The organism is Streptomyces sp. A3M-1-3 (assembly GCF_024213665.1).
Taxonomy (GTDB): domain Bacteria; phylum Actinomycetota; class Actinomycetes; order Streptomycetales; family Streptomycetaceae; genus Streptomyces.
Genome location: NZ_JANAVP010000014.1, coordinates 110,227 through 126,506 on the forward strand (window position 1 = coordinate 110,227; position 16,280 = coordinate 126,506).

Here is a 16,280-nt window from a genome sequence, read left to right on the forward strand (position 1 = left end):
CCGTCCCACGTTTTCTCCGAACCAGCAGAGTGCGCGCCGTGGCAGCCGCGGTCGCCGGACTGATGGTGCCGCTCACCGGGACCGGCAATGCCGCTCCGATCCTGCCCGGCGCCGGCGCCGACGCCGGCGCCGGCAAAGTGCCGTCCGGTATCAGGGCCATCTCGTCCGGGTGGAATATTCCCTGGGGCCTGAGCTGGCTGCCCGACGGCTCAGCGCTGATCAATGAGCGGGACTCTTTCAAGATCTTCAAGCTCACCCGGTCCGGGGTCAAGACCAAGGTCGGCACCGTGCCGTACGTGGTGAACGCCAAGCCTGAGAGCGGGCTGCGCAGTATCGCCGTGTCGCCCAACTGGAGCCGCGACCACTACATCTACATCTACCACGCGGCCAAGGAGGGCAACCGGATCGCCCGGATGGTCTACGACGGCTCAAAGCTCAGCGGCTACAAGACGCTCGTCACCGGCATCAAGAAGGGCGGGAAGAACGGCGGCCGTATCAAGTTCGGCCCGGACGGCTATCTGTACGCCACCACCGGCGATGCCTGGACGCCCCGCGACGCGCAGGACAAGAAGTCCCTCAACGGCAAGGTCCTGCGCATGACCACCGCCGGCAAACCGGCCCCCGGCAACCCGTTCGGCACCCTCGTCTACTCCTACGGCCACCGCAACCCGCAGGGCATCGCCTGGGACGCGCACGGCCGCCTGTGGGAGACCGAGATCGGCAAGGACACGTACGACGAGGTCAACCTCATCAGGCCGGGGAAGAACTACGGCTGGCCGACCTGCGAGGGCGCCTGCTCCGTCGCCGGTATGACCAACCCCAAGCAGCAGTGGCGCCCCGTCGACGCCGTGCCGAGCGGCCTCACGTACGCCCATGGCGCCCTGTACGTCGCGGCGTTGCGCGGCGAGCGGCTGTGGCGCATTCCGGTCACCGGCACCACCACCGGCAAACCGGTCGCGTACTACGTCAAGGCTCATGGCCGGATGCGCCTCGCCGAGAAGGTGCCGGGCCGCAGCAGTCTGTGGATCACCACCGACCGGGCGGGCAAGGACGGGGACAAGGACGGGGACAAGGTGTTCGAGGTCGCGCTCAAGTAGCGGCGTGGCCGTGGCCGGGTGGCCTCGCCGGGGATCAGCACGCGGGCGACGATGGCGGCGTAGAACAGTCCGCAGCACAGGATGAGGACGAAGTCGGGCGGGTGCAGGGTGAGCATGCGCCACAGTGCGGTGCCCACCCAGGCCACGGCTGTGCCGCCGTTCCAGAGGCGGATACCGGTCCACAGCCGACGGCTGGCGTCCTGTTTGGCGGTTGCCGAGCCGGTGGGCCGCCAGCTCATGCGTCTGCCGCGCAGGATGTCCCAGACGGCGAACACGTGCGCCCAGCCGTACAGCATGCGCGCCGCCCATGCTTCGAGCCGGTAGGGGCAGTTGTGCCACCAGGGGAAGATGACGGTGGTGTACAGGACGCTGGGCAGGACCAGCAGCGTGTACTCGACCTTGAGATGGCCGGGCAGGGCGACCAGCAGGGTGATGGGGATCAGCGGGGCAAGGAACGTGAACAGCGCGGTGTGCAGGTAGTAGAGGAAGCCCGAGATGTAGCAGAGGCGGGTGGCGAGCCGGAGTTCGGCATTCCAGAACTTTCGGCTTCCCAGCAGGCTCATGGAGCCTGAGCACCACCGGTACTGCTGGTGGAAGAACGCGCTGACGCTGTCCGGGCAGATGCCGGTGGCCAGCGGGATCGGTACGTAGCGCAGGGTCCAGCCCAGGCGGTTCAGGTCGAAGCCGGTGTGGACGTCCTCCGAGTGTTCGATCAGGGTGGTGCCGCCGTTGGCCTGGAGTGCGGCGCGGCGGTACACCGCGCAGCTTCCGACGCAGATGGCGCCGTCACGGCGTTGCCGCGAGACCTGGATGGCGCGGTAGAACAGCTCTTGGACCGCGCCTGCCCCGCGCTCGATCCATGTCTGCCGTGGCAGCACGCGGAAGAACTGCGGCGACTGGACGATGCCGGTCAGCGGGTCCTGTTCCAGGTAGGGCAGCAGCTCGTCCAGGAGGTCGGCGCGGGGGGCGAAGTCGGCGTCGAGGATCAGGACGTATTCCTCGTCGGAGATGCTCAGCCCGTAGTGGAGGTTGCCGGCTTTCTTGTACCAGCCGCGGTTGGGCCGGCTGCCGTGGACGAAGCCGAATTCGGCGGCCAGGGCGGCGAGCTCGGGGTTGCCGGAGTCGTCCAGTACGTACGCGGTGACGGTGCCGCGGTAGTGGCCGGTGAGCCTGTGCACGTGGGTCCAGGTGTTCCGCAGTACGTCGACGGGCTCGCCGCACACCGGCAGCAGGACGCCGACGGCCGGGTACCGCACCGGATGCCAGTCCCGCACCAGCCGGCGGTGCTCGGCCAGGTCGAAGTCGGTGGTGAAGGCGTTCACGCGCAGGGACGTCAGGTAGTACAGGAGGGTGAAGACCAGGAACGGCAGGAAGACCCATAGCCACGGTGATGACTGGACCTGCCGGAACTGGCTGACGGCCAGACAGCCGACGCTGATCAGCGAGCTGCCGGTGAGCACCCACAGACGGCGCCCGGCGTAGGAGTGCTTCTCCTGGTCGTCCGGGGGCTGCGGGAGTACGGAGGGTGCCGTCTGCCCGTCCACTCGGCCGGCGTGTTCGACAGCTGGCATCCGCACGTGCAGCTCCTTGGGCCGGCAGGTCGGTCACCTCCCACGACAGTCAGCCGGAGCGGAATGCGCACGTCCGGTTCGGCCGATTGCTGCAACGTTTGTTCCTTTAGGGCGCCGGGGCCGGGGCCGGGCCGCCGATCAGCATCGTCGGGGCGCCGGCGACCCGGGTCAGGACGACCGTGGCGGCGTGCGGGCCGTGCAGCTTCACCCGGCGGCGCAGTTCCTCCGGTTCGACGGCGGAGCCGCGCTTCTTGACGGTGAGGACGCCGACTTCACGCTCACGCAGCAGGGCCTTCAGCTTCTTCAGGTTGAACGGGAGTACGTCGGTGATCTCGTAGGCGGTGGCGAACGGCGTCGCGTGCAGCTCGTCCGAGGTGAGGTAGGCGATCGTCTCGTCGATCAGCCGGCCGCCCACCTTCTCCGCCACCTCGGCCACCAGATGCGCCCGGATCACCGCGCCGTCCGGCTCGTACAGGTAGCGACCCACCGGGCCCGGCTGAGGATCAGGGAGCGGCTCGGCGGTCCACAGGGCGGCCCCGTCCGGGAGCAGCGTCGCGCGGACCGAGCCGGGGGCGGTGCCGAACCAGAGGACCGCCTCCTTGACGTCGCCGCCGTCCGAGATCCACTCCGCCTCGGCGTCGCCGGGGATGGCCTCGTGCGGGACCCCGGGGGCGATCTTGAGGGCTGCGTGCGGAGCCGTGCGGGCCGCCTCGATGGCCCAGGAGAGCGGCGGCGAGTACGCCTCGGGGTCGAAGATTCGCCCACCCGTCGCCCGACCACCGCCCCTCAACGACGCGCTGCGCGCGACCCCTCTCGGACTGCCGCCGCGCCTGGCCGGGTCGACGAACACCGCGTCGTACGCCGAGGTGTCGACCTCCGTGACGTCCGCGCAGCGCACGGAGATGAGGTCCGCCAGGCCCAGGACCTCGGCGTTGGCGCGGGCGACCGCGCAGGTCAGCGGGTCCCGGTCGACGGCCAGTACGGACACACCGGCGCGCGCCAGCGCGATCGCGTCGCCGCCGATGCCGCAGCAGAGGTCGGCCACGCCGCGTACGCCGAGGGAGGCGAACCGGCGGGCGCGGTGGGCGGCGACCGAGGTACGGGTCGCCTGCTCGACGCCGTTCGGGGTGAAGAACATCCGGAACGCGTCCTCGGCACCGAACTTCGCCACCGCCCGCTGCCGCAGCCGCGCCTGCCCCAGCGCCGCCGAGACCAGTTCGGCCGGGTGCTCGCGGCGCAGCCGGGTGGCGGTCGCGAGCTCGTTCGCGGGGTCGTACTCCCTTAGAGAGTCGAGGAGCGCCCGGCCCTCGTCGGTGAGCAGCGCGGAGAAGGATTCGAGGTCGTTCACCCGGTCCATTGTGGGCCAGTAGGTGGATGGTGCGCGCCCGGTGGCGGTGTCGGCAGGGAGCGGTGGCCCTGCGCTGACAGGATGCGGCGCCATGCAGCTAGTAAGACAAAAGGGAAAATCCGCTAGAAATGCCGCGTTCCGGCGGTGGTGGCGCTTCCGGATCGCCCTGGCCGGTCTCCTCGTCGCCGCACTCGGCTCCGGCTGCGTCGGGACCACCGAATCCGCGGGCGAGAAACCGGCCCCCGGCCGGCCGGGCGCGAACGCGCCACAGGGCGCGGCGGGTGCGCTCGCCGCGTACGCGGAGAAGCTCCGGCGCGCCGAGGTCGCCCGGCGCGCCGCGGCCGAGCGGTGGGGCCTGAAGAAGGTTCCGCTCATCGCACCCGCGCCGCCCGCCGTGAAACCGGAGATCAAGACGCGCAAGGGCTTCGAGGCCGGGCCGGGCCTGCCGCCCGTGTTCACCACCGTCCCGACCAAGGAGAAGATCGTCTTCCTGACGATCGACGACGGCGCCGAGAAGGACCCCCGGCTGTTGCGGATGATGAGCGAACTGCGCATCCCGTACAGCGCGTTCCTCAGCGACTACCTGGTGCGCGACGACCACGCGTACTTCGAGAAGATGCAGGACCTCGGCGTCACGCTGCACAACCACACCCTCAACCACCGCTACCTGCCCGCGCTTTCGTTCGCGGAGCAGCGTGAGGAGATCTGCGGCCAGCAGGCCGTCCTCGAGAAGCGGTACGGCAAGCGCCCGGAACTGTTCCGCCCGCCGTACGGCAACTACAACGCCAAGACCCTGCGCGCAGCCAAGTCGTGCGGCGTCAAGGCGGTCCCGCTGTGGGCCGCCGAAGCTTTCCCGGACCGGATGGAGTGGCGCGAGTGGGACCGCGATCTGCACCCCGGTGACATCATCCTCACGCATTTCAGGGGGCGGGAGGACTGGAACGGAACCATGCCTGACATGATCCGGCGGGTCATGAAGACGATCACGGACAAGGGGTACGCCGTGGCCAGGCTGGAGGACTACCTGTGACAAGCACGCCCCGGCTGCTGGCCGGAACGCTGGCAGCCGGCGTGCTCGTGCTCGCCGCGTGCTCGCAGTCGGTGGACCCGATCGAGCGGCTGGGCAGGAAGGCCGCCGAGGGGAGGCAGGAACAGGAATCCACGGCGGAGGGCCCCACAGCGGGAGGCCCCACGGCGGGAGGCCCCACGGCGGGAGGCCCCACGGCGGAGGGCCCCACGGCGGAGGGCCCCACGGCGGGAGGCCCCACGCCGGAAGGCGCCGAGGGGCCGTCCGCCGCCCCCGGGGCGCACACCCGATGGGGGCTGAAGGCGCCGCTCGCCTTCGCGCCGAAGCCGGCCCGCAAGCCCGTACTGCCGGCGGCAGGGCCGGGGCTGCCCTCGGTGGTGGACCGCGTCCCGACCGACGAGAAGGTCGTCTTCCTCACCTTCGACGACGGCGCGGAACGCGACCCGGAGTTCCTGAGGATGGCCGCCGACCTGAAGCTGCCGCTCAGCATGTTCCTGACGGACAGCGTGGCCTCGAAGGGGTACGGCCACTTCGAGCGGCTGCGGGACCTGGGCAGCACGATAGAGAACCACACCCTCACCCACCCGAACCTGCGCACGCTCACGTACGCGAAGCAGCGCGCGGAGATCTGCGGGCAGCAGCACCGGTTGAAGGCCCGCTTCGGGACGAAGCCGCGGCTGTTCCGGCCGCCGTTCGGCAACTACAACGACGACACCCTGCGGGCGGCGGCCGACTGCGGGGTGAGTTCGGTCGTACTGTGGCGGGTCTCGATGCAGATACACAATCTGCGGTACGCGGAGGGCGACAGGCTGCGGCCCGGCGACATCGTGCTCGCGCACTTCCGCGGCCCCGGTGAGCTCAAGGGCTCGACGATCACCGAGATGACGACGCAGATGCTGCGCCGGATCCAGGAGCAGGGCTTCCGGATCGGCCTCCTCGAGGACTATCTCTGACTGTCTCGGAGCGATTCACCGTGGCCACGTTGGCACTCCGCTTGACCGAGTGCTAACCGCCGCATAGTCTCGGCCCTGGCACTCACCACTGGAGAGTGCCAACACAGCGACGGGCAGGTCCGGCACCCGCGACGACGGATCGACCTGGTCGCCACCAAGACAGTTAACCCCGTGAGATCTCCGAAGGGGGAGGTCGGATCGTGACGACCGCCAGCTCCAAGGTTGCCATCAAGCCGCTCGAGGACCGCATTGTGGTCCAGCCGCTCGACGCCGAGCAGACCACGGCCTCTGGCCTGGTCATTCCGGACACTGCCAAGGAGAAGCCCCAGGAGGGCGTCGTCCTGGCCGTGGGCCCGGGCCGCTTCGAGGACGGCAACCGTCTTCCGCTCGACGTGTCCGTCGGCGACGTCGTGCTGTACAGCAAGTACGGCGGCACCGAGGTGAAGTACAACGGCGAGGAGTACCTCGTCCTCTCGGCTCGCGACGTTCTCGCGATCGTCGAGAAGTAATTCAGCCGAAGTTTTCTGATCTGCGCCCCGTGCTCCCGCTCTTCAATGGCCGGGCGCCGGGGCGCAGTTCATTTGAGAGGACAGAGAAGCTCACATGGCGAAGATCCTGAAGTTCGACGAGGACGCCCGTCGCGCCCTCGAGCGCGGCGTCAACAAGCTTGCCGACACGGTCAAGGTGACGATCGGCCCCAAGGGCCGCAACGTCGTCATCGACAAGAAGTTCGGCGCCCCCACCATCACCAATGACGGTGTCACCATCGCCCGCGAGGTCGAGCTCGACGACCCGTACGAGAACCTGGGCGCCCAGCTCGTGAAGGAGGTGGCGACCAAGACCAACGACATCGCGGGTGACGGCACCACCACCGCCACCGTGCTGGCCCAGGCACTGGTCCGCGAGGGCCTGCGCAACGTCGCCGCCGGCGCCTCCCCGGCCTCGCTCAAGAAGGGCATCGACGCCGCGGTCAAGGCCGTGTCCGAGGACCTTCTCGCGAACGCCCGCCCGATCGAGGACAAGACCGACATCGCCGCCGTGGCCGCGCTCTCCGCGCAGGACCAGCAGGTCGGCGAGCTCATCGCCGAGGCGATGGACAAGGTCGGCAAGGACGGTGTCATCACCGTCGAGGAGTCCAACACCTTCGGCCTGGAGCTCGACTTCACCGAGGGCATGGCCTTCGACAAGGGCTACCTGTCGCCGTACATGGTGACCGACCAGGAGCGTATGGAGGCCGTCCTCGACGACCCGTACATCCTGATCCACCAGGGCAAGATCTCCTCGATCCAGGACATGCTGCCGCTGCTCGAGAAGGTCATCCAGGCCGGCTCCTCCAAGCCGCTCCTGATCATCGCCGAGGACGTCGAGGGCGAGGCCCTGTCGACCCTGGTCGTCAACAAGATCCGCGGCACGTTCAACGCCGTCGCGGTCAAGGCCCCCGGCTTCGGCGACCGCCGCAAGGCGATGCTCGGCGACATGGCCACCCTCACCGGCGCCACCGTCATCGCCGAGGAGGTCGGCCTCAAGCTCGACCAGGCCGGTCTGGACGTGCTGGGCTCCGCCCGCCGCGTGACCGTCTCCAAGGACGACACCACCATCGTCGACGGTGGCGGCAAGCACGAGGACGTCGTCGGCCGCATCAACCAGATCAAGGCCGAGATCGAGTCCACGGACTCCGACTGGGACCGCGAGAAGCTCCAGGAGCGCCTCGCGAAGCTGGCCGGCGGCGTGTGCGTGATCAAGGTCGGCGCCGCCACCGAGGTGGAGCTGAAGGAGAAGAAGCACCGTCTGGAGGACGCCATCTCCGCGACCCGCGCCGCGGTCGAGGAGGGCATCGTCTCTGGTGGTGGCTCCGCTCTGGTGCACGCCTCCAAGGTGCTCGAGGGCAACCTCGGCCTGAACGGCGACGAGGCCACCGGTGTCGCGGTCGTCCGCCGCGCCGTGGTCGAGCCGCTGCGCTGGATCGCCGAGAACGCCGGCCTCGAGGGCTACGTCATCACCGCGAAGGTGGCCGAGCTCGAGAAGGGCCAGGGCTTCAACGCCGCGACCGGCGATTACGGCGACCTGGTGAAGGCCGGCGTCATCGACCCGGTCAAGGTCACCCGCTCCGCGCTGGAGAACGCCGCGTCCATCGCGTCGCTGCTGCTCACGACCGAGACCCTGGTCGTCGAGAAGCCGGCCGAGGAAGAGGCGAACGCGGGCCACGGCCACGGCCACTCGCACTGACGTCGCGTAGTCGCGTAAAGGCCCCTGTTCCCGCCGCCGAGCGGCGGGAACAGGGGCCTTTCGTCGTTCGTCGTTCGTCGTTCAGTCGCTCAGCCTCAGCCGGTCGCGCCGAGTTCCCGCATCAGACGCATGGCGTCGTAGTGCCACCAGGTCTCCTTGATCTTCCCGTCGCGGAAGCGGAAGATCGTGGTGCCGGTCATCCTGCACTGCTTGCCCGTGGGTGCGATGCCCATGAAGTCGCCCTTGTGGGTGCCGGTCCACGTCCACAGCGTCACCACGTCGTCGCCCTCCGACACCTGCCGGTCGAGGTCGAAGTGGAAATCGAAGGCGTTGCGCCATCCGGTGACGTCGCTGCGGATGATGTCGGAGCCGACGACGGTGTCCTCTTCCTTCATGATGTCGTGGTCCTGGTGGTCCGCCGCGAACACCTCGTCGATGGCGTCGAGGTTGCCGCCGACGGCGATCTCGTGGAAGAAGCGCCGCGCGGTCGCGGTGTTCAGCTGCTCCTCGCGGACCACATCGAGGTCGGTGAAGGACGGCATCCCGTCGCAGAGCGCCACCATCTCCTGGAAGATCCGGTCGGTCTCCGGCAGGTGGGAGTTCTTCATCGCCTCTTCGTACGACGGGAATTCGACGATCTCGACGTAGTGGTTCGCTTCGGACCGGTCCCTGCCGATGATGTTGTGGGTGGCGGTCCGCTTGCCCTTGGTCTGTTCGACCCACTTGTCCATGAGCTGGTTCATGTCATCGGACCGCTCGGTCTTGTAGTCGATTACCTGTACGAATTTCATGGCGCCTCCCGCGATGGATGGGATACGTCCATTTTAGTGATATTTGCGCCTCTTGTTGGGTCAGGCCGAGTGGCTCAGGGCGGCCGGGTGAACCGGGTCGGCGAAGGGCAGGCCGGCCGCGAACCGCTCCACCTCGTCCAGCGCCCGGTCGGCCATCCGGTGTAGCTCCCCGCCCAGCGACCCTGCGATGTGCGGGGTGAGCAGGACATTCGGCAGGTCGTACAACGGCGAGTCGGGGGGTGGGAGTTCGGGGTCCGTCACATCGAGTACGGCATCCAGCCGGCCGGAGACGAGCTCGGGGAGGAGGGCGTCCTCGTCGACGAGGGAGCCGCGGGCGGTGTTGATCAAGGTCGCTCCGTCGGGCATCAGAGCCAGCTGCCGGGCGCCGATCATGCGGTGGGTGGCCGGGACCTGCGGAGCGTGCACGGTGACGATGTCGCTGCGGGCGCACAGCACGTCCAGCGGGACGCTGCGGGCGCCCAGGCGGACGGCCTCCGCCTCCTCGACGTACGGGTCGTACAGCAGGACCCGCAGGTCGAACGGGCGCAGTAGCTCGATCACGCGGCGGCCGATCCGGGACGCGCCGACGACCCCGACCGTACGGCCGTAGTTGCCCGCGCCGTCGAGCTCCCGGCGCCAGTCGTGGTGGCTGCGCAGCTCGCGGTAGCGGCGGCGGGTGTGCAGGACGCGCTTGTTCGCGAGGAGGATCGCGGCGAGCGTGTACTCCGCGACAGGCAGGGCGTTGGCGGCGGCGGCGGAGGCGACGGCGAGGCCGCGTTCCCAGCAGGCGTCGGTGACGTGGTGCTTGACCGAGCCGGCGGCATGCACGACGGCCCGCAGCTTCGGGGCCGCGTCCAGCACGCCGGCGCTGAGCGGGGTCGCTCCCCAGCAGGTGAGCAGCAGCTCGGCCTCGGCGAGGGCGGCCACGACCTGCGGGGTGGGCGCGGCGAGGTCGTGCGCGACCAGGCGGGAGTCGGTACGGGCGAGGGCCGCGAGGCGGGTGTGGTGGCGGTCGGAGAAGAGCCGCTCGGCGATGCCCGGGCCCATGGCGAGCAGAACGCGTGGCCTGCTGTTGTCAGTGGTGGGGTGCATGGTGGAACCAGTGCTCCTTCTGCGCTTGCTCCATCGGCGCCCGTACGGCGTCACTTGACGCTGCCTGCGGTGAGGCCGGCCTTCCAGTGCCGCTGGAGGGAGACGAAGGCGACGATCAGGGGGAGGACGGCGAGGAGGGAGCCGGTGACGACGAGCGGGTAGAACTCGGGCTCGCTGTGGGTGTTGGTGTTCCAGGCGTACAGACCGAGGCTCAGCGGGAAGAGCTCGCGGTCGGAGAGCATGACGAGGGGGAGGAAGAAGTTGTTCCAGATCGCGGTGAACTGGAAGAGGAAGACGGTCACAAACCCCGGCATGATCATGCGCAGACCTATGGACCAGAAGGTGCGCAGCTCGCCGGCCCCGTCGATACGGGCGGCCTCCAGGGCCTCGTCGGGGATATAGCCGGCGCTGAAGACCCGGGAGAGATAGACCCCGAAGGGGTCGCGAACTGCTGGCGTTTGAGTGCGCGCGAGTGCTCAGGGGTGCACTTTCTGGGTGGCTTGTCACGACTTCCGATCTTCCCAACTTGATGGTTTTTGAGGGGGTTTGACGGTTTGTCGGTGGTCGTGCGTATGATCCGATCACGCACGGATCAAGGGAGGTGAACGGGCATGTCTGAGCAGAGAAAGCTTCGTACCATCGATGCCCCGTTCGTCTCCCTCGGCCCGTCCGGTGTCGCTGTGCGTGACCGTCTCAAGCGCCTCACGCCCGAGGACGACAAGGTGTTGCGCCTGATCGGCGAGCAGCTTGGCTCCCTGGCGGCCCGCGACCTCAAGGCGCGCTGCTCGGACGCGGGCGACCACTCCACGGATACGTGGGCGGCCCGTAAGCAGGGGCTGACGGCCGCCTCGTCGTCCCGGTGGGCGGGGTCGATCACGAAGGCCACCCACGATCAGTGGGCGCTCTCGCGCCGCTGCCAGCTCGCCCACATCCAGAACCTCGAATCTGGTGTGCGGACCCTGATGCATCGACTGTCCCTCCCGCTCGGGGAGAAGGGCACCAAGCGCGCTGCGGGCGGCTACCGGTCCAAGGGCGAGTGGTTCCAGAAAACCCGACGCCTGGCGATCCTGGAACACCGGCTCGATGTCGCTCGCGCTGAGCGTGAGGCCGGAGTCGTGCACGTCGTGCGCGGCGGCCGGAAGTTGCTCAACACCCGGCACAACCTGTCCGCCATGCAGCTCACCGAGCCCGAGTGGCGGGAACGCTGGGAAGCATCGCGCTGGTTCCTCGCCGCTGACGGCGAGTCCGGGAAGCGGTACGGCAACGAGACGATCCGTGTCACTCCCGAGGGCGAGGTCAGCATCAAGCTGCCCGCCCCGCTTGCCCAGTACGCCAACGCCAAGCACGGCCGGTACGTCCTGGCCTCCCGTATCGCGTTCGCGCACCGGGGCCAGGAATGGGCCGACCGGATCGAGACGAACCGGGCTGTCGCCTACCGCATCCACCTGGACGTGGAACGCGGACGCTGGTACCTGACCGCGTCCTGGCAGCGCCCCATCGTCCAGACCATGCCGCTGGACACGGCACGCGCCCAGGGCATGATCGGCGTGGACACCAACGCCGACCACTTCGCCGCTTACCAGCTCGACACCTACGGCAACCCGGTCGGCGACCCGCGCAGGTTCCACTACGACCTGTCCGACACCGCCCCGCACCGTGACGCGCAGATCCGGCACGCCATCACCCGACTCCTGCACTGGGCGAAGCAGTGCGGCGTGGCGGCCATCGCGATTGAGGACCTGGACTTCACCGCCGAGAAGACCCGCGAGAAGCACGGCCGCAGGAAACGCTTCCGGCAGCTCATCTCCGGTATCCCCACCGGCAAACTCAAAGCCCGCTTGGTGTCGATGGCCGCCGAGATGGACTTGTCCATCGTGGCCGTGGACCCGGCCTACACCTCCATGTGGGGCGATCAGCACTGGCGCAAGCCGCTGACCATCCCCCGCCGCAAGATGTCCCGTCACGATGCCGCTGGTATCGCGATCGGGCGACGCGCTCTCGGGCACCCGATCCGGCGACGGACGGCACCGCCCCAGCATCACCAGAGCGATGGTGCTGGGCATCGGACCGTCCAGGCCGGACCAGGTGACCGGGGGCGTGAGGGAACCCGCCCCTCCGTCACGGAGCGTGCACACGATGCACGTACCCGAACGGATGGCACGAGAACGCGGGCGACCAGTCGGATATCCAAAACCGTTCGGGATGTCCGCAGTGACCAGGTATGGGTTCAAAGCTCACTCCTGATCACTTAATTGGAACGGTTGGGCGTTGGGCATCAGCCCGTTACCTTCAGGCCGCGCTTCTTCAGCTCCGCTACCGTCGCGTCGTGGCCGGCCTTGATTCCGTCGGCCACGGTGGACTCGCCGCTCTTGATCTTTCCGAAGCGATCCTTGATCGCGGTCGTCGTGGTGCCCGACGTGGGGCCCCAGGTCCAGTCGGGCCGGATCGAGGCGGCCGCGTCCTCGAAGACCTGGTAGATGTCCTGGCCGCCGTAGAAGCTCGGGTCGAACGCCGCCTTGGCCACCGGGCGCAGTGCGGACGCGGCCGGGAAGGCGCTGGAGGTGCCCGAGGCGATGCGGGCCTTGATGCCCTCCGGCGTCGTGGCCATCCACGTCGCGAACTCCACCGCCGCCTCGGCGTGCTTGCTGCCCTTGGTCACCGCGAACGTGGAGCCGCCCAGCATCCCGCTGGCCGGCTTGCCGTCCCAGGTCGGGATCGGCGCCACGGCCCACTTGCCGCTCTGCTCGGGCAGGGTGGACTTGACGACCCCGCCGCCCCAGGACGCGCCGACGTAACCGACCGTGCCGCCGCTCTTCAGGGAGTTGACCCACTCGGGGCTGAAGGAGACCTGCGAGTGGACGAGGTCGTCGTCGATCAGGCCCTGCCAGAACCCGGCGACCCTGGAAGTCGCGGCGTCCGTCGTGTCGATCTTCCAGGTGTCGCCCTCCGCCTTGAACCAGTGCGCACCGGCCTGCCAGGACATCGCCTGGAGCGTGCTCGGGTCGTCAGGGAAGAAGGTGCCTATACGGGCCTTCCCGTCGGCCTTCCTGATCTGCTCGCCGGCCTTGCGGTACTCGTCCCACGTCGTGGGGACCGCGATCCCGTGCCGGTCGAACACATCCTTGCGGTAGAAGAACGCCTGCGGCGCCGCGTCGAACGGCACGGCCCAGTTCTTGCCGCCGAGCGTGGTCAGTTCGACCGCCTGCGGCAGCAGCTTCTGCTTGATGCCGTCGGTGACATGCGAGCTGATGTCCTGGATCGCGCCCTGGCTGACGTACTCCGGCAGTTGCGGGTACTCGACGGCGATCAGGTCGGGCGCATTGCCCGCCTTCACGGCGTTGGAGATCTTGGCGTAGCCGCCGGCGTTGCCGGCGGGGATCTCCTCGAACTTCACCTTCACCTCGTCCTGCGAGGCGTTGAAGGCGTCCACGACGTCCTTTGAGCCCTTCTGCCAGGCCCAGAACGTCAGCGTCACGGGCTTGTCGGCAGTCCCCTCGGCCGATGACGAGTCACCGCTGCCGCCGCAGGCCGTGAGCACGGCGAGGGCGGTGGCGGCGCCGACTACGACATGGGTGGTTCTGTTCCAACTCCGGCTCACAGCGCAGCTCCTGACGACAGAGAGGGCATGACGTTGGCCGTGATACTTGAGCCGCCGACGACCGAAGTCAAGAGCGAAAGATTGATTGATCGAAAAAAGATCAGATCAGGCCCCGCAGGATGACCTCACCCGCAGCTGGGGCAGCAGCGACAGATGCCGCCGAGGCTCCTCCTCTTCCGCTCCCACCCCCCCGGCCGCCAGCCGGTCCAACAGCAACCCGGCCGCATGCCGCCCCACATGCCGCTTGGGCGGCGCCACCGCCGTCATGGGGATGTCCGCCAGGGCCGCCACCTCGTCGTCGTACGCGATGAGGGCCAGGTCCCGCGGCACCCGTACGCCCAGGTCGGCCAGGCGCTGCACCATTCGGATCGCGTCCACGTCGTTGTGCACCAGCGCCGCCGTCGCCTCGCCCGCGGCCACCGCCGCGTGCAGCGCCCGTACCGCCTCCTCGAACCCCTCCGGGTCCCGCTCGGCCGGCACCGAGTCGATCACCGGCCGCGGCGCCCGCAGCCCGAGCGCGCCCAGCGCCTCCGCGTACCCCGCCCGCACCGCGAGGGCGGTCGGACTGTCGGCGCGGGCCACCAGCAGCGGCGTCGGATGCCCGAGAGCCACCAGGTGTCGTACGGCGAGCAGCACCCCGTGCCGGTGGTCCGAGCACACCCGGTCCAGGCCGTTCAGCGGGCTGCCGGGCGCGGCCTCCCGCTCCAGCAGTACGGCCGGTACGGGGAGCCCGGCGGCCCAGTCGCCGTACCGCGCCGCATCGTCCGCCCCCCGCCAGCCCGGCGCGATCAGCAGCCCCTCCGCCCCGGCGGCCAGCAGCCCCTCGGTGCGTGCCTGGTCCTCCTCCGGCCGGTAGTCGGAGATCCGCAGGATCAACCGGGCCCCGGCCCGCGCCGCCGCCTCGTGCGCCCCCTGGATGACCTGCGCGAAGTAGTACGTCGCGGATGGCGCCAGCAGCCCCAGTACCAGCCCCTCGGCGCCCCCGCCCCCCGCGTCGGCCGCGCTGTCGGCCGGCCAGGAGACCGATCCGTGCACCCGGTCGAGGAGCCCCCGGACGGCCAGCGCCTCCACGTCCCGCCGCACGGTGACGGGCGAGACGCCGAGCTGGGCGGCGAGTTCCGAGACCCGGGCGGTACCGCGCTCGCGCACCAGGCCCAGCAGTCGGTCGTGACGTTCAACGGCGGTCTCGCGCACGGCGGCAGTCCCCCTCGCGGTGTAGTGGCTCGGCGGCCACGACCCTAATGCAATGTGATCGAACGATGGGAGTTTCGATCATTCGCGCTTATCTCGTTGACGTTCGATCAATCATGGCTCTAGATTCCCCGAGCATGATGCCCGCGCCGTCCGAGAACCGGGAGCTCAGCCCGTACACCGGCTGGACCCGGGCGCACTGGGACGCCGCCATCTGGTCACCGGCGCCGAGCCCGGAACTCCCGTACGCCAGACGGGCTGGGCCGTCACTCCCGCCGTCACCGCCGCCGTCATCCCCGCCGTCGCCACCGACAGCCCCACCGCGCAGCTCCACCCGGTGCACGGCTACGACACCGGGCCGGCCGACACCCCCGCGGGCTCCACCCTCATCGGCCCGCGGGCGCGTACCGCCGTGCTGCACGGCACGGTCACCGACCGCGGCGGGACGGTCTTCGCCGCCCTCGCCTCACTCACCGCCGAACCGGACCCCGCCCCGGTCGCCACCCTCGCCCGAGTCACCGTCACCGGCCGCCGGGTGGACGTCGCATGGCAGGACGGCAGCACGGCGGCCCTGGTCCTCACCGAGGACCTGAGCCAAGCCGCTACTGGGGCCCGTATTTGCGGCCCGTACGGGAACTGACGCCGCCCAGCAGCCCGCGCGGCGCCACCTTCACCACGCCCATCAGCGCCTTGTACCGCGGGTCCGGGACGGACACTGTCTTCCCGCGCGCCAGATCGGCGAGCGCCGACGCCACCAGCTTGTCCGCGTCGAGCCACATCCAGTTCGGGATGTTGTCCGTCCCCATCCCCGCCCGCTCATGGAACTCGGTGCGGACGAAGCCGGGGCACAGCGCCATCAGCCGCACGCCGGACCCGGCCAGGTCCTTCGCCGCGCCCTGGGTGAACTGCACCACCCAGGACTTCGACGCGCCGTACGTGCCGCGCGGTACGAACGCGGCCACCGAGGCCACGTTGACCACTCCGCCGCGCCCGCGCTCGCGCATGCCGTCGGCCGCCGCCGAGGTCAGCCGCAGCACCGCCTCGCAGTGCACCTTCAGCATCGTCAGTTCGTCGGCCATGGACACTTCGAGGAAGCGGCCCTTGTTGCCGAACCCGGCATTGTTGATCAGGAGGTCGACAGGGCTCTTGCGGTCGGACAGCCGGGCCTCGACCGCCTCGATCCCGCTGTCCAGGGAGAGATCGGCGGTCAGCACCTCGGCCTCGATGCCGTGCAGGTCGTGCAGCTCGGTGGCCTGCTCCCGCAACCGCTTGGTGTCACGGGCCACCAGCACCAGGTTGTGCCCTTCGGAGGCCAGGCGCCGCGCGAAGGCGGCGCCGATGCCTGCCGTCGATCCCGTAATCAGTGCAGTCGTCATGGCTGAACGT

The 16,280-nt window shown here is 69.4% G+C and carries 13 protein-coding genes and 2 pseudogenes; 7 read left to right on the plus strand and 8 right to left on the minus strand.

Annotated elements, in window-relative coordinates; genetic code table 11:
• Positions 1 to 62: 62 nt before the first annotated feature.
• Positions 63 to 980 (plus strand): annotated as a pseudogene (locus NLX86_RS18035) (sorbosone dehydrogenase family protein); the annotation flags it as partial.
• On the opposite strand, the gene NLX86_RS18040 reads toward NLX86_RS18035, so the two are convergent.
• Positions 974 to 2,668 (minus strand): glycosyltransferase family 2 protein, encoded by a 1,695-nt coding sequence (locus tag NLX86_RS18040; protein WP_254372785.1) that lies wholly within the window; start codon positions 2,666 to 2,668, stop codon positions 974 to 976. The pseudogene NLX86_RS18035 and the gene NLX86_RS18040 overlap by 7 nt on opposite strands.
• A 106-nt stretch (positions 2,669 to 2,774) precedes the next feature.
• Positions 2,775 to 4,016 carry a methyltransferase domain-containing protein gene (locus NLX86_RS18045; protein WP_254372733.1) on the minus strand — a complete coding sequence of 414 codons (1,242 nt, stop codon included), beginning with the start codon at positions 4,014 to 4,016 and terminating at the stop codon, positions 2,775 to 2,777.
• Positions 4,017 to 4,107: 91 nt separating this feature from the next.
• Here NLX86_RS18045 and NLX86_RS18050 point away from each other — a divergent pair, with 91 nt between their 5' ends.
• The 4 genes from NLX86_RS18050 to groL all read left to right on the plus strand — a co-directional run bounded on the left by NLX86_RS18050 (position 4,108) and on the right by groL (position 8,222).
• The gene (locus NLX86_RS18050) at positions 4,108 to 5,046 is read left to right on the plus strand and encodes a polysaccharide deacetylase family protein (RefSeq protein ID WP_254372734.1); all 939 of its coding nucleotides are present in this window, start codon (positions 4,108 to 4,110) and stop codon (positions 5,044 to 5,046) included.
• Positions 5,043 to 5,996 (plus strand): polysaccharide deacetylase family protein, encoded by a 954-nt coding sequence (locus NLX86_RS18055; RefSeq protein WP_254372735.1) that lies wholly within the window; start codon positions 5,043 to 5,045, stop codon positions 5,994 to 5,996. The genes NLX86_RS18050 and NLX86_RS18055 overlap by 4 nt, the downstream gene beginning before the upstream one ends.
• A 200-nt stretch (positions 5,997 to 6,196) precedes the next feature.
• On the plus strand, positions 6,197 to 6,505 hold the full coding sequence (gene groES / locus NLX86_RS18060) for a co-chaperone GroES (protein WP_019329594.1): 309 nt from the start codon (positions 6,197 to 6,199) through the stop codon (positions 6,503 to 6,505).
• A gap of 94 nt (positions 6,506 to 6,599) precedes the next feature.
• Entirely contained in the window at positions 6,600 to 8,222 is a 1,623-nt protein-coding gene (gene groL / locus NLX86_RS18065; protein ID WP_254372736.1) for a chaperonin GroEL, read from the plus strand.
• A gap of 95 nt (positions 8,223 to 8,317) precedes the next feature.
• On the opposite strand, the gene NLX86_RS18070 is transcribed toward groL, so the two are convergent.
• From NLX86_RS18070 to NLX86_RS18080, 3 genes and pseudogenes are all read right to left on the minus strand, one after another.
• Entirely contained in the window at positions 8,318 to 9,013 is a 696-nt protein-coding gene (locus tag NLX86_RS18070; RefSeq protein WP_254372737.1) for an ester cyclase, read from the minus strand.
• A gap of 60 nt (positions 9,014 to 9,073) precedes the next feature.
• Complete coding sequence (locus NLX86_RS18075; RefSeq protein ID WP_254372738.1) at positions 9,074 to 10,105, minus strand: hydroxyacid dehydrogenase; 1,032 nt, start codon at positions 10,103 to 10,105, stop codon at positions 9,074 to 9,076.
• Positions 10,106 to 10,155: 50 nt separating this feature from the next.
• Positions 10,156 to 10,560, minus strand: a pseudogene (locus NLX86_RS18080) (carbohydrate ABC transporter permease); the annotation flags it as partial.
• Positions 10,561 to 10,716: 156 nt separating this feature from the next.
• On the opposite strand from NLX86_RS18080, the gene NLX86_RS18085 reads away from it, so the two are divergent.
• A complete protein-coding gene (locus NLX86_RS18085) occupies positions 10,717 to 12,357 on the plus strand; it encodes a transposase (RefSeq protein WP_254372739.1) in 1,641 nt (546 codons plus the stop codon).
• A gap of 23 nt (positions 12,358 to 12,380) precedes the next feature.
• Here NLX86_RS18085 and NLX86_RS18090 read toward each other — a convergent pair whose 3' ends face one another.
• The gene (locus tag NLX86_RS18090) at positions 12,381 to 13,703 is read right to left on the minus strand and encodes a sugar ABC transporter substrate-binding protein (RefSeq protein WP_254372740.1); all 1,323 of its coding nucleotides are present in this window, start codon (positions 13,701 to 13,703) and stop codon (positions 12,381 to 12,383) included.
• Between the two features lie 105 nt (positions 13,704 to 13,808).
• Positions 13,809 to 14,897, minus strand: a complete 1,089-nt coding sequence (locus NLX86_RS18095) for a substrate-binding domain-containing protein (protein WP_254372741.1) — start codon at positions 14,895 to 14,897, stop codon at positions 13,809 to 13,811.
• 334 nt (positions 14,898 to 15,231) lie between these two features.
• Between NLX86_RS18095 and NLX86_RS18100 the strand changes: the two genes are divergently transcribed.
• The gene (locus NLX86_RS18100; RefSeq protein ID WP_254372742.1) at positions 15,232 to 15,534 is read left to right on the plus strand and encodes a hypothetical protein; all 303 of its coding nucleotides are present in this window, start codon (positions 15,232 to 15,234) and stop codon (positions 15,532 to 15,534) included.
• Here the strand turns inward: NLX86_RS18100 and NLX86_RS18105 are convergent.
• Positions 15,497 to 16,270 (minus strand): SDR family oxidoreductase, encoded by a 774-nt coding sequence (locus NLX86_RS18105; RefSeq protein ID WP_254372743.1) that lies wholly within the window; start codon positions 16,268 to 16,270, stop codon positions 15,497 to 15,499. The genes NLX86_RS18100 and NLX86_RS18105 overlap by 38 nt on opposite strands.
• Between the last annotated feature and the right edge of the window lie 10 nt (positions 16,271 to 16,280).